General features: G+C 47.3%; 17 protein-coding genes. 6 read left to right on the top strand and 11 right to left on the bottom strand.

Annotated features, from left to right (window positions below):
* Positions 1–116: 116 nt before the first annotated feature.
* Positions 117–383, bottom strand: a complete 267-nt coding sequence (locus SPB21_RS03485) for a hypothetical protein (protein WP_006519751.1) — start codon at positions 381–383, stop codon at positions 117–119.
* Between the two features lie 345 nt (positions 384–728).
* On the opposite strand from SPB21_RS03485, the gene SPB21_RS03480 reads away from it, so the two are divergent.
* Entirely contained in the window at positions 729–1,592 is an 864-nt protein-coding gene (locus SPB21_RS03480; RefSeq protein ID WP_163670758.1) for a WecB/TagA/CpsF family glycosyltransferase, read from the top strand.
* A gap of 134 nt (positions 1,593–1,726) precedes the next feature.
* Here the strand turns inward: SPB21_RS03480 and SPB21_RS03475 are convergent, their stop codons facing one another.
* From SPB21_RS03475 to SPB21_RS03455, 5 genes are all read right to left on the bottom strand, one after another.
* Positions 1,727–2,932, bottom strand: a complete 1,206-nt coding sequence (locus SPB21_RS03475) for a bifunctional sterol desaturase/short chain dehydrogenase (protein ID WP_499865485.1) — start codon at positions 2,930–2,932, stop codon at positions 1,727–1,729.
* A 4-nt stretch (positions 2,933–2,936) separates the two neighbouring features.
* Positions 2,937–3,221, bottom strand: coding sequence for a DUF427 domain-containing protein (locus tag SPB21_RS03470; protein WP_163670761.1), 285 nt, complete (start codon positions 3,219–3,221; stop codon positions 2,937–2,939).
* 252 nt (positions 3,222–3,473) lie between these two features.
* A complete protein-coding gene (rimK, locus tag SPB21_RS03465) occupies positions 3,474–4,382 on the bottom strand; it encodes a 30S ribosomal protein S6--L-glutamate ligase (protein ID WP_163670763.1) in 909 nt (302 codons plus the stop codon).
* A 219-nt stretch (positions 4,383–4,601) separates the two neighbouring features.
* On the bottom strand, positions 4,602–5,066 hold the full coding sequence (locus SPB21_RS03460; RefSeq protein ID WP_163670764.1) for an ATP-dependent zinc protease family protein: 465 nt from the start codon (positions 5,064–5,066) through the stop codon (positions 4,602–4,604).
* Between the two features lie 69 nt (positions 5,067–5,135).
* Positions 5,136–5,981 (bottom strand): Npun_R2479 family HD domain-containing metalloprotein, encoded by an 846-nt coding sequence (locus tag SPB21_RS03455; protein ID WP_006519745.1) that lies wholly within the window; start codon positions 5,979–5,981, stop codon positions 5,136–5,138.
* A 671-nt stretch (positions 5,982–6,652) separates the two neighbouring features.
* On the opposite strand from SPB21_RS03455, the gene SPB21_RS03450 reads away from it, so the two are divergent.
* Positions 6,653–8,023 (top strand): efflux RND transporter periplasmic adaptor subunit, encoded by a 1,371-nt coding sequence (locus tag SPB21_RS03450; protein ID WP_490794988.1) that lies wholly within the window; start codon positions 6,653–6,655, stop codon positions 8,021–8,023.
* A gap of 14 nt (positions 8,024–8,037) precedes the next feature.
* Positions 8,038–11,163, top strand: coding sequence for an efflux RND transporter permease subunit (locus tag SPB21_RS03445; protein ID WP_499059977.1), 3,126 nt, complete (start codon positions 8,038–8,040; stop codon positions 11,161–11,163).
* Positions 11,164–11,419: 256 nt separating this feature from the next.
* Here the strand turns inward: SPB21_RS03445 and SPB21_RS03440 are convergent, their stop codons facing one another.
* Entirely contained in the window at positions 11,420–11,854 is a 435-nt protein-coding gene (locus SPB21_RS03440; protein WP_163695726.1) for a hypothetical protein, read from the bottom strand.
* Between the two features lie 105 nt (positions 11,855–11,959).
* Here SPB21_RS03440 and SPB21_RS03435 point away from each other — a divergent pair, with 105 nt between their 5' ends.
* On the top strand, positions 11,960–14,218 hold the full coding sequence (locus tag SPB21_RS03435) for a Tex family protein (protein ID WP_499865483.1): 2,259 nt from the start codon (positions 11,960–11,962) through the stop codon (positions 14,216–14,218).
* A gap of 114 nt (positions 14,219–14,332) precedes the next feature.
* Here the strand turns inward: SPB21_RS03435 and SPB21_RS03430 are convergent, their stop codons facing one another.
* The 4 genes from SPB21_RS03430 to SPB21_RS03415 all read right to left on the bottom strand — a co-directional run bounded on the left by SPB21_RS03430 (position 14,333) and on the right by SPB21_RS03415 (position 15,610).
* Positions 14,333–14,479, bottom strand: coding sequence for a hypothetical protein (locus tag SPB21_RS03430; RefSeq protein WP_499865482.1), 147 nt, complete (start codon positions 14,477–14,479; stop codon positions 14,333–14,335).
* 178 nt (positions 14,480–14,657) lie between these two features.
* Complete coding sequence (locus SPB21_RS03425) at positions 14,658–14,978, bottom strand: hypothetical protein (RefSeq protein ID WP_163703108.1); 321 nt, start codon at positions 14,976–14,978, stop codon at positions 14,658–14,660.
* Positions 14,979–14,990: 12 nt separating this feature from the next.
* Positions 14,991–15,374: an AAA family ATPase gene (locus SPB21_RS03420; RefSeq protein WP_499868671.1), complete on the bottom strand. Its 384-nt coding sequence runs from the start codon at positions 15,372–15,374 to the stop codon at positions 14,991–14,993.
* Entirely contained in the window at positions 15,314–15,610 is a 297-nt protein-coding gene (locus tag SPB21_RS03415; protein ID WP_499865480.1) for a hypothetical protein, read from the bottom strand. Before SPB21_RS03415 ends, SPB21_RS03420 begins: the two co-directional genes overlap by 61 nt.
* Before the next feature lie 1,705 nt (positions 15,611–17,315).
* On the opposite strand from SPB21_RS03415, the gene SPB21_RS03410 reads away from it, so the two are divergent.
* A complete protein-coding gene (locus SPB21_RS03410; RefSeq protein WP_499865478.1) occupies positions 17,316–18,923 on the top strand; it encodes a glycosyltransferase family protein in 1,608 nt (535 codons plus the stop codon).
* Between the two features lie 392 nt (positions 18,924–19,315).
* On the top strand, positions 19,316–22,609 hold the full coding sequence (locus tag SPB21_RS03405) for an NACHT domain-containing protein (protein WP_499865477.1): 3,294 nt from the start codon (positions 19,316–19,318) through the stop codon (positions 22,607–22,609).
* Positions 22,610–22,632: the final 23 nt, after the last annotated feature.

Genomic DNA, 22,632 nt, shown 5'->3' with positions numbered 1-22,632 from the left:
GCATTTCGTATTAAAGGTAACAAAATAAAGAAAAATGCCTAAACAAATGACATTTAAAAATTAATTTTGTCTATCAATGTGGCCCAGTTTAATCGTATTAATAGATAGCAAAATTATTAGGGTTTTATATTTACTCCAATTTCTTTGAGGGATTTTTCAATTTTTGATAAATCCATCTCTGACACACTTTCTGTCAAAGCACTGATTTGAGCGGACATTGTCAATGATGCGGCCACCTGAAGTCGCTCACCCACTGTCATCTTTTCGCCAAAATTACCAAGTAGCCACTCATCAAAACGACGGAAGGCAATAGTGGTATCGTAAAAAGCTGTATCGGTTACGCTGGGCATTGTCACGCTCTCTTGGGTGTTTACCGAGGCCATAGTTCTCAGGGTAAAATGCTCTTAGGATGAGCATTCCAGTGGCGGGTCAGATTACCTAGCCCTTGAGGATTTTACATAAGTCAATACTTAGCGTGCAAACGCTGCATAGTGCCAAACGTCTAATCCTCATATGAATAATACCCTGGGTCACAAGGTCCTTCAGGCTAATTTCAATCTCCCTATTACCCAAGCAACCGATGCGCCTAAACAGGTACCTCGGGCATTAATGAATGACGGTGACGCCTAATTTGCATCAAACATCCAATTATTTTAACTAGGAAACTGCCAGGTGACATTTACCGGCGACTGGGGAACATTCTAGTCAGTGCACTTCCCTAAGTTCCCATGAGTCAGCAGGTTCTACAGAGGCCTACGCCCTCTGATTATAAGCGTCTGTTTCGCGTCGCTGTTTTAACTTCCACAGCGGCTGGAATGCTTGAGCGGCAGCGTGCACGACTGCGCGAGCGGGTCGAAATTTTAGGGGTGGAAATTGATAATATCTCTCAGCGTCAGTTTTTAGCAGAGCTCACAAGAGGCGTGATTTTCACACCGAATGTGGATCATCTGATGAAGCTCCAGGACGATGCTGAATTTCAGGAAGCCTATCGCCAAGCAGATTACAAGGTATGCGATAGTCAAATTTTGATGTATGCATCTAAGTTGTTGGGCAAACCCTTAAAGGAAAAGATATCAGGGTCTGACTTACTCCCTTTGTTTTGCGATTATCACCGCAACAACCCAGGCATCACAATTTTCTTCCTGGGAGGTGCCAAAGGTGTTGCCAAACAAGCCCAAGTGAATATTAATGCCAGGTTTGGACGAGACATGGTGATTGCAGCCCACTCACCTTCTTTCGGTTTTGAAAAAGATGAGGCTGAATGCCAGTCAATCATTGACATTATTAACGCCTCAGAAGCTACGGTTTTAGCTGTGGGGGTGGGCGCGCCTAAACAAGAACTATGGATCGCAAAATATCGTAGCCATATGCCCAAGGTAAAAATCTTTATGGCGGTCGGGGCCGCCTTAGATTTTGAAGCAGGCAACAAACCCAGAGCACCGCAATTGTGGAGCAGTTTAGGCATTGAGTGGCTATATCGACTAATGTCTGAGCCTAAACGCTTGTGGAAACGCTATTTACTAGATGATTTACCGTTTTTTAAGTTATTGCTTAAACAGAAGCTTAAACAGGTTACGAAGGGAAAGGAGTAGGGGAGTGTTACTGGTTATTGGTTATTAGTTAGCTGTCGACATGGCATTGTGTCTGCGGAGTCACCAATAGCCATCAACCAGTAGCCAATAACCAATAACCAATAACCTCAGAATCTAACCTCCACCCCTTCCAATTACCGAATATTCTCCCCCTTAGAGAACAGCTTAAAGTAGAGCGACTGCATTATTTCCTTAATCGGAAACATGACATAGGTAATCGGGTTGATCGTGACGATAATGTTCCGAATATCTCGCTTAGCTAAAGCAACAATTGCGCCTGCAACCCAGTCAGCCGACATCACACCCACGGGGTTTAACTGGCTCTTAAATGGCCCCAGCACAAGTTTACGAATCACACAGGGTGAATCTTGACGGCGCAGGGTGATTAGATCTCCTAGCAGACGTTTTGATGTTTCGTATAGCGGGCTGAAAGCAGGATTTACCTCAGCTTCAGAGGTATTGATCCACAGCTCTTTCGTGGCAGGACCTAAGCGATTGTCCACAGTTTCTAAAAATACCTCCATCAATCGCCAGGCAGAGAGCGCGTTCACGTCAAGGGACTTGGCGATCGCATCTGCCGACCGCTCACCGTGCACATTGACCCCATGGTTAATTACCAGAATATTCACTCGGCTTAAGGCCTCCTTAAGTTCGTTCTCATGGCCTGAACGCCAGGGAATGACCTTAACAGCCCCTTCAATAACAGCATCCGCCGCTCGGCTGATGGCAATGGGCTTTGCCCCCTGGGCAGCCAGACGTTTAATCAGGGCACGTCCCAGGGTGCCAGAGGCCCCAGTCACAGCGACAGTTTTGCCCTTGAGAGACAGTGCCGTACCCATAAGCTTGTCCGATAGGGTGAAATAGCCTGAATAGTAGGCAGTAGTTTCATCAAAGTGATGCCGCCAGTGATACGCACGGTTAACAAACCATACCTGAGGTGGCGCATTGAACGGACCTGGCTTGTGGGTCAGGTCCGTGCTACGAAGAAACCCTTGCGATCTCAACAGCGCTGCGATCAAAAAAACAGCACCATAGAAAAATCCTAACCAAAATCCCCATATGGGAGTGAAGAGCGCCAACAACGCCATCACCGCCATCATCACCAGCGCCTCAGGCACATCGTTATAAAGCTGAGCCTTACGGTACAGCTCATCGCTCACAACAGAATAGTCCTTACGATAAACCTTGTGATGCCAATTATGGAGTTGAATAAATGGTTGCCAAAAATGGCCTACCACATGGTAGGTATCTCGCACCATCTCTACGAGCAATAAAGACAATAAGCACCATAAGCCTTGGAGCAGCCAGCCTGCTTCAAAGCTGATAACAACATCCCCCACAGAATTAAACCTCTACAGTGACACCGCGCCAGAAAGCAACATAACCTTTGATATTGTTAGCCGCTTCCTTAGGGTCTGCGTAGTACCAAGCAGCATCTTTGTTTTGTTGGCCATCCACGTCAAGGGTGTAATAGTTCGCCACCCCTTTCCAACCACAGGTTGTAGTCTTAGTGCTCGGCTTAAAATAGTCCATATTCAAGGTCTCAGGTGGGAAATATTGATTCCCATCAACCACCTCACAGTTGTCACTCTCGGCTAGCACAGCCCCATTCCAAGTTGCCTTGGGCATGACTCTTGTCCCTTCAGTGTTGCGAATTGTTTCGTATCTGATGGTAAATCTTAATCGAACTAGATGGAAGGGGAGTGACAGGGAGAATAGGCCGTGGGGCACGGGCAATGGGCAGTCAATAACTTGCCCTGAGCCGGTTAGGGGAAATTTTAACTACTTGGTTTTGAGTGACTGAATTACCTATACTGGTCGCAACGGATTGAAGGTCAGCAGCTCAAAACTTAAAATTCACAACTTAAAGCTCTTCATCCGCTATTTCCTTTTCTCCTCCTGAGCTTTGCGCTTGATTCGCCATTGTTGTTCTAGATACTGAATAATTTTGCTGGCAATATCGATATCTGTTGCCCGCTCAATGCCCTCTAGTCCGGGGGAAGAGTTAACCTCAATGACAACAGGTCCTTGGCTAGACCGCAACAGGTCCACACCCGCCACTTTAAGCCCCATGGCCATGGCAGCCCTAACGGCAGTATCTCGCTCTTGGTTGCTGAGTTTGACACGGCGTACGCTGCCACCCCGATGAATATTAGAGCGAAATTCACCGGGCGCTCCCTGGCGTTTCATGGATGCCACGACTTGATTATTGATAACAAAGCATCGCAGGTCCTGGCCTTTGGCTTCCTTGATATATTCTTGGACCAAAATATTGGCATCCAAACCGCGAAACGCCTCAATTACAGACTTTGCCGCCTGGTATGTTTCTGCTAAAACAACACCGATTCCCTGGGTACCCTCCAGCAGTTTAATCACGAGCGGGGCTCCCCCCACCAGCTCAATGACTCCCTCTGTATCTTTAGTGGAATGGGCAAATCCGGTGACCGGTAATCCCACCCCTTCCTTAGAAAGCAATTGCAAACAACGTAGTTTGTCACGGGAGCGCGCAATGGCATCAGAGCCGTTGGCACTGAGCACCCCCATCATCTCAAACTGGCGCACAACAGCGGTGCCATAGAACGTGTAGCTAGCACCAATACGTGGAATCACCGCATCAATATCGGTCAGGGGGCTGCCTTGATAAATTAACCGAGGACTATCAGCTGTTATTTCTATGTAGCAACGCATATGATCGATGATTTTCATCAGGTGACCACGTTTGTTGCCTGCTTCCAATAGCCGGCGGGTGGAGTACAAGGACGCATCACGGGACAGCACACCGATTTTCATAGGAAGCGCAAACTGAGTAAAGGCACCGAAAAACCTATTTAACCTATGATTCCATAGAGTGAGGTTGGAGAGGGCAATTGGCGATGGAGAATGGGGAAAAGTTCTTAGTTTTGAATGCTGAGGTCTGAGGTCTGAGTGTTGAGTACACGCCCCTGGCCAGGTTCATACCAGCAAAACAGCGATCACTGAAAATTCAAAATTCCTACTGCATACCTCCTCCTATATTGACTCTTCACTCTTTGACAGCCTCCGACTGCTCTGCAAAAACGAATGACCAGGGTGGACTAAGAAGCGATCGCGAATGGCCTGACGCCCCAGCAACATACGAAATCCCATCACATCTCGATTGGCAAGGGTAAGCTCAATGGGCCAGGTGGCACCGCCAAGAGATACAGCGGTGAGCACCACAGGGCGTTTTTCTGTGTGGCCACCGGAATCCGTCACCGTCCGTTGGCAAAGGAGTTTTGCCTCGGCTTGCACCAGCTGCCGATCATCATGCTGAACCGGAGCAATTTGGAATCGCACTTTTTGGATGCCACCGGCATCAAACTGTTCAATGTTGATGGCATGGATCGACGAGGAACGAGCCCCTGTGTCTACTTTTGCCTTAACACTGGTGATCCCAAATTCAGGTAGCCTTACCCACTCACGCCACCCAATCAGTGGCAGCTGTTGGGACTCCATCTATTCCCTATGCTCCGATTGCGTACAACACCTTGCTCACTCTATGACAGGTGGTGCACGAGACAACCATCACAGGGGTAGCAAATCCTGCTCATATTCAACGATAAAGACGTTGGAGTAAAGGTTAGCAATAATTTGCTTACCCTCTTGAGTTAGAGCGAGATAGCGTAGACTGTCATGGATGTAAGGGTGAACAACGCCCCAGTAAAACTTAGGATAGTTACGGCGCAGATCGTGGGGAGTTTCATATTTCAACTCCTTATTTTGACCCGTTTCGGCAAACTCATAGAATAGGGCACTGATCTTTTTGAGGTAACGGGGATCACTCAGCTGACCAATTAAATCTGCTGCTCGAATTAACCCTGGATAGTTAATTGTGTCTTGATGGTCCTCTTCTTTGGGCACTGGAAAGCGAGTGAGCTCAATACTATGTTGAATCCGTTTAGCATCAATCCGCTCATTGTTACCAAAACGTTCTGCGACAAATAGCTTGCCACGGTCAACGTGATAGGGTGTCAACGCCGCATCAGTGGCACCGGGAGTAAGTTTAATCATATCGCCATGGCCCGTGGCATATAGGTGTTCATGGTCAAGGTCGTCACGACAGACACCTTTGACATAGCCAATGTCATGGCAAACCAGGGAAATGATGAAGTGCAGCCAATCTTCAGCGGTGACGCCTCCTTCACGGGTATGTTTACCCCTGAGGATTTCTTGACCCACCAGTGTGACTAAAATAGTATGCTCGACATTGTGGTACAGGGCATCGCTGTTGGCAATATTTTCAAGGGCCATGCTACCAGCCCAAGCAATAATTTCTTCGTAGTCATGGTGCAGCCCACCGTAGGTGCGTCGATAGCCAAGACGTAGTTTTTCAACAAAATCAGCGATTAGAATCTCGGTGACATTGAACATGGTAAGGGCTGCTTTTATGGGAGGAAATAAGGGCACTGCGTTTAAAGCTGAGCTAACGCTAACACACCGTAGGGCTACCCTTATATAGCCAAAGGTACTGTAACGGAATGTATGCGCAGCGCAGGTTGCATATGGTTTACTGACAAAAATTTAAAATTAGATATTGACAGCCTCTCCCAGCCTGATCCCACTGCTATATCCGAGGTCTTCTCTACAAAAGAACTCCAGGGTGTGGGCAGGGATTGTCTGGCTGCGATCGCAAGTGCGCATTTTTTCAATATGCACTGACTAAGCTACACAGCACGCCATGACACTGACTGGCATATCGCGGATAGATACCTGATGCCGACATGGGCGGCAGTATAGTTAGAAATTTTGCCCCATGCCTGACGTTAGGGTGCCAAATAAAACTGTCACTGGCTGTGATCAAAGTCATGCAAGGATACGCCATAATGGCAACAGGTTTACATTTGTTAAAGATTTCTACTGTTGCTGATCTAGGGGATACATAGCTCTGTCTGCATTGCCCCGGATCGTTATTTTTCAGATTCAAGCCTCCCAGGCTCAGCAACGTCAGATTTCTTATACAGGCATCCGATAAACAGGGGCCCTGTTTACAGGGGGTCCTGTAAACAGGGTTGTCCTTTAGTTGTACTGGTATTTTCTAGGCTGTGACGTATCGAAATTTTCAAGACGACCCTCAACTCAAAGAATCTACCAATGGTCAGTATGCGAATGGTGCTGCTTTGATTAATGCTTCACCCAAGCAGCGCTCTGCCCTGGTGGGGATACGGGGTTTAGGACTGGGACTACTGCTGGGGATTGGGGTTTCCTTTGTGGGAGGGAGACTGCTATCACGGCCAGCATCTGAGCCAGCAGAAATTCCAGCCGCAGCCACTACGGTGGATCCATCTGGCGCTACCAGTGTGACTGCACAACGGCTGCAATCGGCCAATATTCAACAGTCTTTAGCAGCTACGGGAACCGTACAAGCATTTGACTTACTACAGATTTCTCCCCAAGTCAGTGGCTTGCAGATTCGTGATGTGCGAGTGCGCGCAGGCGATCAAGTGAGTACAGGACAGGTGTTAGCCGTTCTGGATGATTCAGTACTGCAAACTCAGATTGCTCAAGCTCAGGCCAACTATGCCCAGGCAGAAGCACAGGTGGTGCAAGAGCGGGCAGAGCAGGCCCAAGCAGAAGCAACGGCTGCCGAAGCTCAGGAAAACTTTAACCGCTACCAGACCCTCTACGAACAAGGGGGCATTAGTTCACAAGAGTTAAACAGCCGCCGCACTGAAGCCATTACGGCTCGCGAAGCCGTCGGTGTGGCCAAAGCCGCAGTCCAAAGTGCCCAAGCCACCGTAAACAGTCGCGGTGCCGAGATTAGCCGCCTAGAGACCCAGTTAGGCCAAACCGTCGTCACAGCCCCGGCGGCTGGTCAAATTGCTGAGCGACAGGCCACGGTTGGGGATACCTCATCCACGGGCACCGCTCTATTCACCATGGTTCAAGACGGTTTATTGGAATTAGTGGTGGATCTACCTCAACGGCAGCTGTCTAATATTCAGGTCGGCACTCCGGTGATGGTGACCGCCTCAACCAACAACCAAATTAAGATATCGGGGTCTGTGCGTTCTATTGAACCTTTAATCGATCAACAAACTCGCCAGGCAGCGGTCAATGTCAGTCTGTCGGCCAATAGCGAATTACGCACAGGGATGTTTCTACAGGCCGAATTCATGACGGGTCAACGCACCGGCATGGTGCTGCCAGCGACGGCGATACTGCCCCAGGCAGACGACACCTTTAAGGTCTTTACGGTGGATGAATCAGGAGCGGCAGAGCTGGTCACCGTCACCGTTGGAGCGCGACTCCCAGCAACCGCCAATCAGCCGGAACGACTGGAAATTTTATCGGGGCTAGATCAGGGTACCCAAGTGATTGTGGAGGGGGCAAGCTATTTGCAACCAGGCGATCCGGTATCTGTTGTGTCATCGCCCTTTACAGGCCCATCAACTCAACCCACCCCAGCGGAATAATCGGAGACTAACCCATGAATTGGAATATTTCTGAGTGGTCGATTCGTCGACCGGTGCCGACGCTGGTGTTGTTTTTGGTGCTGACCTTATCAGGCTGGTTGTCGTTTACCCAGTTAGGCATTGATGCCAACCCGAATATTGATATTCCGGCAGTCATTGTGTCGGTGAATCAGCTGGGAGCCGGTCCAGAAGAGATGGAAACCCAGATCACCAAAACGGTGGAGGATGCGGTTTCTGGCCTTGGCAATATCGACAATGTGCGCTCGACGGTAACCGATGGTAATTCCACCACGGTGATCAGTTTTGACCTGGGGGTGGATACGGAACAGGCCACCAACGATGTGCGAGATGCCGTCACCCGAGTGCGGGCTGAACTGCCTCAAGATGCTCAGGAACCCCAGGTACGACGTCTCAAATTTGAAGGCGGACCGATGCTGACGTATACGGTCAGTTCTGGAACACGATCGGTGGAGGATTTGAGTGACCTGGTGGATCGCACCATTGCGACGGAGTTGCTGTCGGTAAAAGGTGTAGCCCAGGTACGCCGGTTTGGTGGGGTGGATCGCGAGATTATCGTCGATCTCAATCCCAATGAGCTAGACGCTCTCGGTATCACTGCCACCCAGGTCAACAATCAGATCCGTAATTCCAATATCAACCTGCCCGGTGGTCGCAGCGACATTTTGGGCCAGGAACAGGGCATTCGCACACTGGGTAGTGCACCCACGGTGGAACGTCTACAGAATCTGGGTATTCTCCTACCCGATGGCAACACGGTGCCTTTAAATACCTTGGGAGCCGTTGAGGATGACTTTGGTGAAAAACGGCAATCGGCTTATTTAGACAATCAGCCGGTGGTGTCGTTTTCTGTATTTCGCAGCAATGGCAGTCTGTTAGTAACGGTGGAAGATGGGGTGCAAGATGCGATCGCAACCCTTACCGAAACCCTCGACGACGTCGAATTTGACCTGATCTACACCCGTGCCACCGACGTTCGCGATTCCTATAAAGCCTCCATTGATGCCCTCATTATTGGCTCACTACTCGCAGTTATTGTTGTTAGCGTTTTCCTACGCAACTGGCGCACCACATTAATTACCGCCACCGCCCTACCTCTTTCGATTATCCCCACCTTTATTGTTCTGCAATCCCTGGGCTATACCCTCAACAGCATGACCCTGCTGGCCCTCACCCTGGCGGTCGGCAACCTGGTGGACGACGCCATTGTAGAAATCGAAAACGTAGAACGGCACATCGACATGGGTAAACGTCCCATGCGGGCGGCCATGGATTCTACGGCTGAGGTGGGGTTAGCGGTGGTGACCACCACGGCCACCATTGTGGCCGTATTTTTGCCCGTGGCCTTTATGGGTGGGGTGCCCGGTCAGTTTTTCCAGCCCTTTGGCGTCACCGTAGCCGTCTCCACCATGTTTTCTACCCTGGTGGCCCGTCTGATGACCCCCATGATGGCGGCCTATTTACTCAAACCAAAACCAGTGCAAGAAAAGTCTCCCGGTCAAGCCGATGGCTACCGAGCTGGAGATATCTACGTACCCAAGGGGCTACTGCCCTACTTTCGACTGGTGCGGGGGGCACTGCGCCATCGAATTTTAACGGTAGGCTTAGCCATTGGCTTTTTCATCGCCAGCCTGATGTTATCGCGGTTTATTCCCACCAGTTTGTTTGCCGCCGGTGACACGGGTTTATCTAGCCTGGCCATCGATCTACCGCCGGGCAGTACCCTGGCCAAAACAGAGCTGGTTACCCAGTACGTGAGTGATCGGCTTAAAGCAAATCCCGCCGTAGATAGCGTATACATTTCCCAAGAGCCCGCCGAAGCCTCAGCCGTAGCTCGACTCAAACCCAAACAAGAACGCCTATCGCGAGGCCAGTTTGAAAACGATATGCGCCAGGTGCTACGACAGATTCCCGGTGCCCGCATTAGTTTTGAAAACCAGGGTGGCGCGGGTGGTAGCGGTAAAGCCCTGGAGGTGACTTTGCGTAGCGACAATCCTGCAGCTCTCAAGGCCACGTCCGATGCCCTCACCCAGGAAATGCGCCAGATTTCTGGGTTGGTGGAGGTGAGTTCCAGTGCCAACCTGGTACAGCCCGAGATTTTGATTCGCCCTGATGTGCAACGGGCAGCTGACTTGGGTGTAACAGTCAGAGACATTGCCAGTACTGCCTCCCTGGCCACACTGGGTGATGCCGAATCTGACCTGGCGGAATTTGATGTGGGCGATCGCCAGATTCCTATTCGGGTACGGCTAGCCTCAGAGTTTCGCAATAACCTATCCACATTAGAAAACCTCAAGGTTCTCAATAACCAGGGACAGCTGGTTCCTCTGATTGCCGTCGCCGACATCGAGTTTGGCAGTGGCCCAGCCCAGATTGATCGATTAGACCGCTCCCGGCAGGTCACCATTGGTGCCAACTTAGACGGCATCACCCTGGGTCAAGGGTTACAGCAAGTTTATGCCCTTCCCTCCTTTGTCAATCTCCCCGCAGGGGTTTCTCAACAACCCTCCGGCGATGCCGAAATCATGCGAGAGGTCTTTAGCCGGTTTGGTATTGCCCTGGCGACGGCGATTGTCATGATCTACGCAGTACTGGTCTTGCTGTACAACAGCTTTATCTATCCCTTTGCGGTGATGGTCGCTCTGCCCTTGTGTATTGGTGGGGCACTATTGGGACTGATGATTGCCCAGAAACCCTTGGGGCTGTTTGCCTTGATCGGCATCGTTCTGTTAATGGGTCTGGTGACCAAAAACTCAATTCTGCTGGTGGACTATGCCCTGATGGCCCGAGAAAAAGGAATTGCCCTCCGGCAGTCGGTGATTGAAGCGGGTCTGACACGACTCCGCCCAATTTTGATGACCTCTATTTCCACCATGGCAGGCATGGTACCCATTGCCATGGAGTGGGGTGCTGGCGGTGAAACCCGTAGCCCCATGGCCATTGCCGTTATTGGTGGTTTCTCGACAGCCACCCTACTCACCCTGGTGGTGGTGCCGGTATGTTTCACCTTTATCGCTCAGTTTAATGAAGGTATTGGCTCTCTGCTAAGGCGGCTAACGGGGCTGGGTCGAGAGGAAGATAGTGATGAGAAACCAGAGGCGATCGCAACTGGTGTGAAATAGTTCTCGCAACACCATCAACAACGACAAACAGTGAACCAGGGATCTGGTTCACTGTTTTTTAATAGCAACCGACACAATCACCCTCTGAATATGAAACGGTGATCTCTCTTGAAACAATTGAGACAGCATTTAAGAATGGACACATGAAGATGTAAAAAGATGTAAATCCCTGATTTTCAGATGTGCAAACTCAACAAAGATATTGTTCTTCTATATCAATCTCGCATGTTAATCCATAGGATTTCCTGACATTTTTTCAAAACACATTACGAACGCCAAAGGCTTCTTGGACAGGTTGTTGCAAAAAGTAATAGATATAGAAGCCACTAAAGGCCACAGCTGCCAAACTGATGGGGTTGACCATCAGTAGGCCCCCTAAATTGCCAAAAATACCCAGGGCCTGCAGCATTAGATTTAAGTACCAGGCCCATGATTGTAGCGCCCATAGGCCAATTGCGATCGCAGCGTTCGCCAATGCCAGCACTAGAAATATTCCCCCCATCACTTTAGGAAACGTTTCTATGACCTCTGGAGGCAGTTGCTCTAATAGCCCCGACATCTCAGGCTCTAGACGCATCTGCTCTAGAATTATTTTGCTTAGAAAAAAGGCAGCAATCCCCATCAGACCTAGCAATATGGCCTGTAAACCATCAATAATGGCCAAAATTGTCACACCTACGGGTCGTTTCATAACTCTGGGACAGCATCTGTAGTTTCACGGTATAGCAATTAAGGACGATTGGGGGCAAGTATGACTCGCTATAATCATGGCGACTTATTTTCTTAGAAACTCCCTATGCAGTTTGCTCCCGTCATTGCCAAGGATCTATCGGTTCGACCCGCTCAAGTGGAGGCAGCGTTAGAACTACTGGAAACGGGGGCAACGGTACCGTTTATAGCCCGCTATCGTAAGGAAAAGACGGGGGAACTGGATGAACGGCAACTGCGGCAGATCGAAGAGCAGTTTGCCTATCTGACGGAGCTAACGAACCGCAAGCAAACGGTGTTGGAGTCGATTGAAGGCCAGGGCAAGCTGACGGATGAATTACGCGATCGCATCCAGCGTTGTACCAGCAAAACTGAGCTAGAGGACCTTTACCTGCCCTATCGGCCTAAACGTCGTACCCGTGCCACCATAGCCCGTGAAAAAAGTCTAGAACCGCTAGCCCAGCAGATTGCTCAACTCAATAAAACTGGCGAAGCCGTGAAATCGCTGGAAGATCTGGCGGCTAACTTTATCACGGACGATGTGCCCGATGCAGCAACAGCGTTGCAGGGGGCGTCAGATATTTTGGCAGAGGGCGTTGCAGAGCAATCGGATCTGCGGGCCTATGTGCGGCAGACGCTGCTAAAAACGGGGGTATTTAGCTCGAAAATTAAGCCGGACTATCCCGAGGGCAGCACTAAGTATGAGATGTATCGCAAGTATGAATGTGCGATCGCAAAGCTTGCTCCCCACAATTTGCTAGCCCTGCTGCGGGGTGACAAAGAAGGCATCCTTAAGGTTAATCTCACCGGTGATGAAGACCAAATTCTTGACCATTTAGAGACCAGTCAGATCCGCACTAAGCAGGCCAAGGTGCGACAGTTTTATCAAACTCTGATTAAAGATGCCTTCTCTCGGTTGATGAAAAACTCTCTCACCAATGAGGTGATTGCAGAGAAAAAAACCTGGGCCGATGGCGAATCGATTGATACGTTTGCGGTGAATATCAAAAACCTGTTGTTGGCAGCCCCAGCAGGGATGAAGCCAACGTTGGGAGTGGACCCTGGCTTTCGCACCGGCTGTAAGGTGGCAGCGATTGATGGAACTGGGAAGTTTCTGGAGTATAAGGCGATCTTTCCCCATACGGGTAAACAGGAGAGTGCGGCAAAGATTCTCTCAGAGATGATCTCTCGTCATAAGATTCAGCTGATTGCCATTGGCAATGGTACTGCTAGCCGAGAGACCGATGCATTTGTTGCGGAGGTGATTAAAGGTGTAGATCCAAAGCCGATTAAGGTGATGGTGAATGAGTCGGGGGCATCAATTTATTCAGCCAGTGAGGTTGCGATCGCAGAGTTCCCCGATCTCGATATCACCGTGCGCGGTGCCATCAGCATTGCTCGACGACTGCAGGACCCGCTGGCGGAACTGGTAAAAATTGAGCCCAAGTCCATTGGTGTCGGGCAGTATCAGCATGATGTGGACCAAAAACAGCTCAAGCAAAAGCTAGATGCCACAGTGGAAAGCTGTGTGAACTATGTGGGTGTGGATTTGAATATTGCTTCCCGCGAATTACTCACCTATGTATCGGGGGTTAGTTCGGCCATTGCCAATAATATTGTTGCCTATCGCAATGAAAATGGGGCGTTTAACAATCGGCGACAGTTGTTAAAGGTGGCAAAGTTAGGGCCGAAGGCCTATGAGCAGTGTGCGGGCTTTTTACGCATTCGGGATGGAAAGAATCCGTTGGATAACACGGCAGTGCACCCAGAGAGTTATGACATTGCTACAACAATTTTGAAGGATAAAGGAGTGGATGGGAAAAAGGGTTTGAGTGATTTGAACCTGGAGAATCTGGAGCTGCAACGGTATGTGACGGATGCAGTTGGTTTGCCCACATTGCGGGACATTGTGGAAGAGTTGGAGAAGCCAGGGCGGGACCCGCGAGCGGAGTTTACCTATGCGAGCTTCCAGGAGGGAGTAAATGAGATTTCAGACCTGAAGGAAGGCATGGTATTGGAAGGGGTGATTACCAACGTGGCAAACTTCGGAGCGTTTGTGGATATTGGCGTGCATCAGGATGGGCTGGTGCATATTTCGCAGTTGGTGAATCGATTTGTTAAGGACCCGAAAGAGGTTGTACAAGTGGGTCAGGTGGTGAAGGTGAAGGTAATGGAGATTAATAAGGAGTTAAAGCGGATTGGGTTGAGTATGAAAGCGGTGGATGGTGGCGCTGGGAAGGCTGCACCGAGCCCGAGCAAGAAGCAGGCGGTGGAGAAAGCTGCGCCGAAGTTGGCTAGCTTGGCGGATTTGCAGGCGAAGTTTAGTCGGCCAAAACGACGGAAGTAAGCATTATCTGATGGGGCTCTTCTGTCTATTACGATATCCAATTTGCCAGACAGTGTCTGGCAAATTGAGTTGATCCCATTACACTGAGCTATTGATGATTTCTTTGGTATTTGGCTATTTCAATAGTTGCCGAAGAGCCTGCCATTCTGGCAACCAAGTCCATGAAGTTTCAGCCCGCTCTAACTGAACAACAATTCGTTCTGTAAAGGTTTGGATGGATGTTTGGGGATTGGGCAGCCAGTTATCTAAACTTGGCTTCATAGCGCAAAACAAATCTTTGCCAGAGAAATAAATCAGAAAATAATTGTGCCGATGTCCAGATGGAGTGAATTCAGGTAATAGACATCAAATTGCTGTAGAACATTGTCCGGGGTAATCAGCCGATCTCCTTTACTCATGGTGACAATTTCTGTGATTTTGTCGCGACATGACTGCTGATCTAGGCTATTGGGAAATGTGTCAGCAGTGGGAAAACTACTGACATTCTACCCCAACGGTTCCTAAACCCAAAACAGGAAAGAGCTGTTCTCGCTACAGTATAGAATCGCAACCGCTCAACCGCCTGCATCAAAGCTTGATGGTAGTCTTCTAGGCTAAACCATCCCTTGGATAGCCAGGTTTGTTCAACGACGGTAGGATCGAGTAGATAGTTTTCGATTTCTTTGCGTTCCCATGTCCATCCCACTTGAATACTATTTTCAAATAGGGCAATAGGCTGCTGGGTAACGGTACTAGAAGCACAATCAAAATCTCTCCTCACAGTAAAGCTGTGTTACAGACAAAGGGCACCTCCAGTGAGGCGATGTAATTCATGGGGACTAGCAATGGCACTAGCAGCTTCAGAATGGGTGGTGATAATAAACTGACAGCTAGGCTCTAATCTCACAAGCTGTTTCATTAGATGCTGAGCTGCTGGAGGATGCAGATTCAGATCTATTTCATCAATAAGAACGATAGAGTGAGCAATTTGTTGTCTAACAAATTCATAAAGAATTGGGAAAATAGACTGTTCTCCCGCTGACATTTCAGCAATATCGTAGTGATGTTGTTGTTCATCTTCTAGGAGAAAGTAGGCAGTTTCTTCAGTAGGTGAGTCTAGTGTTGGTAGACTTTCAACACCGTAAAATTTTCGTCCAGGAAAGACTCGTTGGTACAGGGTTTCAAGCTGACAAAGGGATGACTGCTGCGCAAGTCGTCTGACTGGTTAGCGTACCAGCGGTGAGCGATATCGCGAGTAGCCTGTCTTTCGGCAGGGGTAAAGGTGACAGTGAGTTCTATTTTGGGTGCGCCGTTGCGCCAGTAGCGCCCAGGGAGAAAGCCGCTCCAGTTGAAGTCGGCAATGTCAGTAATACGTCGGGTGGCCAAGGCCAGGGGTAGGGCAATGGCCTGCAATAGAGTGGTTTTGCCGGTGCCATTATCGCCAAGGATTAATTAGCGATCGCTAATTTCGTCCAGGACCTGATTTTCAAAGGATAGATCCAGGGTCTCGAATCGCTTAAAGTTACGGATGGAAATCGATTTGACTTTCATGGGCGATTGACCGCACAGGGGATACCAGCAGGTGCTCCTAGTTTAGGTGAATCTAGTATAGAATGTGGCCAGCCTTGGGGCATTGATGGCCATGGGGTGCATCAGATTGGAAAGAAAGGTCTATTCAAATCATGACTATATTTTTTGTTTGGGGCGGGACTATTATCCCATCCTTTTTTTCTTATCTATCGAGGGTCCCACAACACTTGGATACGCCCGTTTACTTGAGATAATGCCGATTTTAGTGCCGCTTCCATCAAGCAACCTATCTTCTCTCGTTAACTTAAACGAGTTCATAGTAAAATTGTCCTAATTATTAAACTGCTGCGCTCCAACTCTGTGGCTAGCTATTCTGGATGGTTACGAACAGCAGAGTAGCAGAGTTCAAAGATGATAGAAATTAAAGGTAGCCCGATTCCTATCTTGAGGATAAGCGCTAGTAACTGACTCTGCTGTATCGCGTTCTCCTTGAGATAGACGATAGAAGATATAGTAAGGAATGCTATCGACCAGAGTAATCCAACAAGAACTGTTGAACGAATTTTCTCTTGTAGCAATGCGTCTCGTCTTTCTGAACGAAAAATGATAGTTGCAGCATGAACGCACATGCCGCTTAAAAAGCCAACTGCTAAAGAGATAAAGAAGTACATGTACATGTCTTCGAAAAGTGAATTTCTTCCTTACAAGTCCTTGCTTGGAAGCCCCTGCAAAAAGAGGTTAGGGAAGACAATACTGATTATGCTTGAAGTTATTCCAGAAAATATAGCTAGTAAGGAAATTCGTACATATGAAACATCATTAAACAGGTAAATAGGGAAATCAGTTAATCTAACTAACAACCAAACCATCCCAGCAAAAATTACTATTAAAGCCAATGCTCTACTGAAGTATATTCCTATGAGCCTAGATACTGTTGGAAGGGGATCACTACCTTTACGAAAGACTCCTATCAAAACAACCGACATAAAGGAAGCAGTCCAAAACGAGAACCCAGCGAAGGCTGCTAGATAGATGACTTCACTCAAAGAACGCATATGGCTTGAATTCCAATTGCTGTCAAATTTAATTTTAATTATTAAGCCATAGACATGGCAACTTCAATTCAAAACTAAAGGGCCCAACATAAAAAAGATTACAGAGAGCCTTGAACATGCAACGGTTACTGCACAACTAGGTTCGACCACATTAGAGATTAGGCCAAGGTAACACTCTTGCAATGGCGATGGCCTGTTAATGACCATTGAATGGTCATTAACAGGCCATTAACAATTGTTGAACTCTTCTTATATAGAGGGCTTGAGTATCTCACCCCTTAGCAAAACAGTGCCGAACATAATTGACAGAAACTATCATAACGATTCATAAGCTTAATACATGAGAAAGGGCAATTTTGCTAGCATTACCTCAAGCTTTGTCAGTATATTTCCCTAACAACATTGTTGTTCTTGACACAAATCCCGCAACGATTGCCAATTTAGTGGTTCCCAATTTACATCGCGTAATCTGATCGATTCGCAAAAACAACATGGCACGGCTGTTCTAGCACAATCTCGCAGGACACCTCCTTATGAATAGTCTCCGGGGGAAAATCGCCTTCAAATGGAGCGAACTCCTATTGGGTGTATTCGCAATTTCCATATGGTTATGGATTAGCCATGATGGCCGACTGCACTGGGATGAACCAGGCTATCTCTACACAGCCGCCTACATACCCTGGCAACAGATTCTCTACGAAGGCTTTGAACCCAGCGGTATACCCGGATTTAACGTTTCTCGCCTTGGCCACATAGCAATCATGAAAGGGATCGCCGCATTCCATGGGCCAGGTCTGGATTTTGTTAACTCGGTCATAGTAGTCTATTTGCTAATGCTTGTCGCTCTAGCTGTAACCGGATATCTCACCCTGCGGTTACTCATGCCCGGTGCCAAGGGACTAGGTCAAGCAACACTTCTCTCCCTCTTTGCACCAATGACGGTGTTTCTCGCCTTTAAGACCTGCCCTGACATACCCGCTCTTTTATTTGCTGCCCTTTCCTGTCTCTTTCTACTAATGTCACTTGAACATCAAACGTGGTTCAGGTGGCTAATACTCTCCGCTATTTTCCTTGCACTCACTGGGTTAACCAAACACGTCCATGCATGGATATATATTTCATTCGCCGCAACTATTCTGCTCTTTGGCCAATATAAATGCTCATTACGGAACGCCATCTTGCGCATCGTCGCCATTGGCATTGGCTCCTTAATCCTCTTTGGCCTAACGCTATTTGTATTAAAAATTCCCCTTAGCCAATTTTTAGAATTTATGGCAGTGGCCAATCAGCAAACTAAGCCACTGGTCGCTAAGCTTTTTCAGCTATCGCTCACCTATGGTTTATTTTTACTAGCGTTACCCCTAGCGTTACTCAACCCTAACCGACGCTGGAAATGGTTTATGGTCGTCTGGCTTTGTCTAGCAACAGTACCATTCCTTGTAATTCTTTCACGATTGGAAACCCGATATCTGACCCTCAGCGTTATCCCTTTGGCTGGCCTGGTGTGGTTAGCCCTCGATACTCTAAAGATATGGGCCAATCGTATGCCTAAACCCAGTTATCGAACCCTTTGGGCGGCTGGCATGGTCAGTATTATCGCCAGCGCAGCCCTGATCCAACCCTTAACCGAGCACGAAGTCAGGACCGATCAGTTCGCAACAGCCATCGACAAGATTCAGCTTGACGCAGGTGACCAGCCATTTTCTGTTCTAGTCCCTTGGGAATATGCAGATTTTCATTACCTGCGTGTTGCCTACCCAGAGCTAAGTGTCTTTAGTGTCTATGAAAACAATAACCTGACCCCAGATGAGCTGATTGTTTGGCAACAATTTCAGGATAAATACTACGATGACCGAGTATTGCGCACGCTGGATGGAGTTAATGCTCTACCGGGGTTAAAATACTACATTGGATTTGAGTCAACATTTTCAATTGAAAATCTCAGACAGATGCTAGAGTCTTTACCTCTGGGAAATTTCAACGAAAAAATATCAGCAAAGATCCAATCGATATCACCCTTGAGACAGCTTGAGAAAAGCTGGATGTGGAACCATTCTGCTGTCAACATTCAAGCATTTAGTAGGGTGGGCCACTATCAAATTTTTAGAGTAAGCCTATTGCCACAGTCAGACTCGGCTTAACTGCCTGCACAAAACTAAAGACCCAGGTTGGGGATGTAGATGGGGGATGAGTGATGGGATAATGGGGTGATTATTTAGTGCAAGCGCTTTAACTGCCTGTGCTGGGGTGGTAGATTACTCTCGCAGTCGTTTTTCACTGGCTAAGCCGCAATTGATTTCTCTCTATCTTGGTCCTGTATTCAGGTTTCCATTTTTCGTGCTGCTAGTCTAAGAGCACTACAGTTTCCATGGACCCATCAGAGGACTATTACTATCGGCTTGGGTGCGATCGCAATTGCCGGTTTCTGCCAACAGGGTCTACAGAAATCGGCTTAGGGTCTGGCACAAATACTACGTACATAACCCAGAACTATATAGAACTATAAGTCCTGTGAGTGTGTTCGTCTATTGCCATGACTACCCCAAATAATCCATTTCCTGGGCTACAGCTATTTTTATCGAAATTTGGCACCAATATTGCGATGTCTAGTGGCATCGCCGCAGCACTGATCTGGAGTAAGAAAGTATCCAATTTAGACATCAGCGAGGTTTTCTTTTTTTCCTTCACATCAGCAGTTTTTCTAGAAATTCTCAAAAATCTCTTTCAACGTTTCACAAAAAGACTAGAAACAAAGCTAGGAGAAAAAGTAGACTCTCTGGCAGATTACCTTTTTGACGGAGTCAGCTTATTGATTCAACTGTTACGCTATCAGGCTCCGCTAAGGTTTATAGATCGCTATCAAAAGTTTGTACAAACCCTTTATGGTGATTTTGAGCTCCCCGGATCTAAGGCCAATCTTGCCTTTAACTGTGAGCTAGAAGAAGTCTATATCTCTTTTAACTTCTCCTATGACGATTACCACAAAACCCCCATACGCCCAACCGATGAACATGGTCTATCTGCCATTTGGCAATCGTTGACTAGCAGAGGGCACGGTACTCGAAAATATCAACCCATTATGATTACGGGTAATCCTGGTGCTGGTAAAACCACCCTGCTTAAGTACCTGCTATTGGCCAGTTCAGGCGTAAAACGCACTAAGGCCACCCGTAAGTTTAGGCGATTAATTCCCGTTTTTTTACCCCTTAGAGAAATCACTTCAACTATTTTGAGTGATCCATCTCAAAATTTGGCAACATTGGTCGAAACCCAGGAATCCATTCAAACATTGAACCCTGCGTTGGGATGGTTTCATCGCCAGTTAAAGCGAGGGCGTTGCCTGGTAATGCTCGATGGCATGGATGAAATTGGTAATGAACAAGACCAAGCAAAAATAGGACACTGGATTTCTCAACAGATTCGATTATATCCAGATTCAGCGTTTATCGTAACATCTCGTCCTTTTACAGATCGCAAAGAGATCATCAAAGGAATTACAACATTTCTCGAAATTCGCTCGATCAACTTCAAACAGGCAGAGAGGTTTATTCTTTCATGGTATGAGCATCACGAAGAGATGAAAAGTCAGGGCGCTAAAAACAAAAGAGATAGAGCAGCCACTGTCGTCAAAGCTCATCGTAAAGCCAATGAGTTGATTGTTAGGATCAAGCGAAATCCCTACCTTTTTCAGCTGACGAGTACGCCATTATTACTCATTATGATCATCACCATCTATGAGAATGGGTACGAACTGCCTAAATCACGAGGAGCACTGTATAAAGAGATTTGTAAAGTGATGATCGAGCGTCGCACTGTTTCTGAAGGACAGCAAAAGAGCATCCAACTAACCGCTGATCAAACGCTTTTAGTGCTTCAGGGTTTAGCCTTTGAACTAGTAATGAAAGAACGACTACTGTTCTCGCTTGAGGATCAGACTATTCAAAGCCTTGTACGCAAAAGCTTAAATGAATGTCCAGGGGGTGAAAAAATTAGTGTTGAAGCCTTCATTTCCTATGCCGTCAACGATGTTGGTTTACTGATCTTAAGTGATAAAGTCGGCTTCTATGAATTTAATCATCGCTGTATTCAAGAATATTTAGCCGCTTCGATGATTAAAAATAAACGTTGTGAGCATCTTTTGATTGCGCGTATTTTACATGCATGGTGGTCAGAAACCATTCGTTTATATGCGGCCCAAAGCAACGCAACTCGCATTATTGAAGAGGCTCACAAATTAGCCACATCAGGAACCAAGAGTGTAGTGGCTTTCAAACTTGTCTATGATTGTTTAGCCGAAGCTATGCAGGTTGACTTGCCGTTGCGGACACGGTTAGAGAATGCTCTAGACATCCATTTAAATTCTGATGATCCAATATTACGTACAAAAGCTGCAGAAGTAAAAATAGTTCAGCGGTTTGATCGGTTGGTGCCCGTTGCCCGTAACCTGGAGATTGATCAAACACATGTCATGGCTTGTGAATATCAATTGTTTATTGATGAACAGCGCAGATCAACAGGTGTTGCTCATCAACCAGACTATTGGTTAAAGCCTGTTTTTACGGCTGATATGGCATTGCAGCCAATTATGGGTATTCGGCCTCAGGATGCGACTACATTTTGCACCTGGCTGACGCAAAAATATGGCCACGGTAATTTTGCGTTTAGACTACCAAAAATCACTGAAGAAGTAAGTTTTTTTCAGGAGAGACTAATCCAGCAACAGTCATCTGGCGGCTGGTGTACTCAAGATGACATCTGTCAACTAGCAAATATTAATCTAAACCAAAGTAAAGCCTGGAGACATGCCATTAACCAACAGCTATCCCATCAGATTTACTGGGCACAACAACTTAAAACACAAGTCTCCAGAACCATAGATGTCTGTCTAAAATATCAGCAGATGGATGGCAAGGCTTTTTTCAATCTCACAGAGTTGCTGCCCCATAACAGGTTTAGCTCTCACCACACTACCAGACTCGGGCTTGATGTAACCACTGTTGATAACCTGATAATGGCCTTAAAGCTTGTCACCAGCATCTATCAGAAAATCCAAAGAGCACGCACCGAAGCCAAAGGTTATGGGATCTCTCAACAGAGGAAAGCTATTCTGGAGTTAGCCAGTTGGACCGATCAGAGTCCTATTTTGAGGCACTATCAATTAGGGAATACCTTTCGTCAGTTTGAGAAAAGACTTGGTTTGCACGATTATCCTATTCGGGACTTAGCATTTAAAGTTGTCAAAACTGTTTTAGCAATACTTATTGAGTTTTTGACGTTGACTGAGCATCATATAGTGGCACGTATCCGTGACCTAAAAACAGCTTGGACATTATGTGAGGAGGGCATATCTATAGAGCTACAGGACATGTCTAAATGCACAGCCATTGGTCAAATACTGCTTGCTGATCTCAAAAAAGGGTGTACGGGTACAAAGCAGATGCCTAAGCTACTGAAGCAATTAAGTGGCAATGAGATAGGGCTTATACATCTCATGTATCCTAAGTGGATTACTCACGTTGAAAACGACTTTGAACAAAGCTTTTCACGACAGTTTGCCTCCCAACGAAATGTCATGAATACGTGTGCCCATTTGCTGATGGCATCATCTATGTGGTATTCCTTGGCAAAAGCTCATCCCCTGGGTAAAAACACTCAAATTATTAAACAACTAACCCAGAACAAAAAACTATCTGACATGAGCTACCTAAATAAACGTAACCAGGCACTTAAAGCATATGTGTTAGCCATGCTTTTGGAACAACAAATTCAGGGAAGACTATCTCCTTGGGGCAGCATTCGCATCGTAAGAGAGCGAATTTTAGACTAAAAGGTTATCACTGGGAGAGCTCT

Source organism: Leptothoe sp. ISB3NOV94-8A, from assembly GCF_043421595.1.
Lineage (GTDB): Bacteria > Cyanobacteriota > Cyanobacteriia > Phormidesmidales > Phormidesmidaceae > Leptothoe > Leptothoe turfae.
The sequence above is the reverse complement of the archived record's forward strand: the minus strand, read 5'-3'. Positions and strand labels throughout refer to the sequence as shown.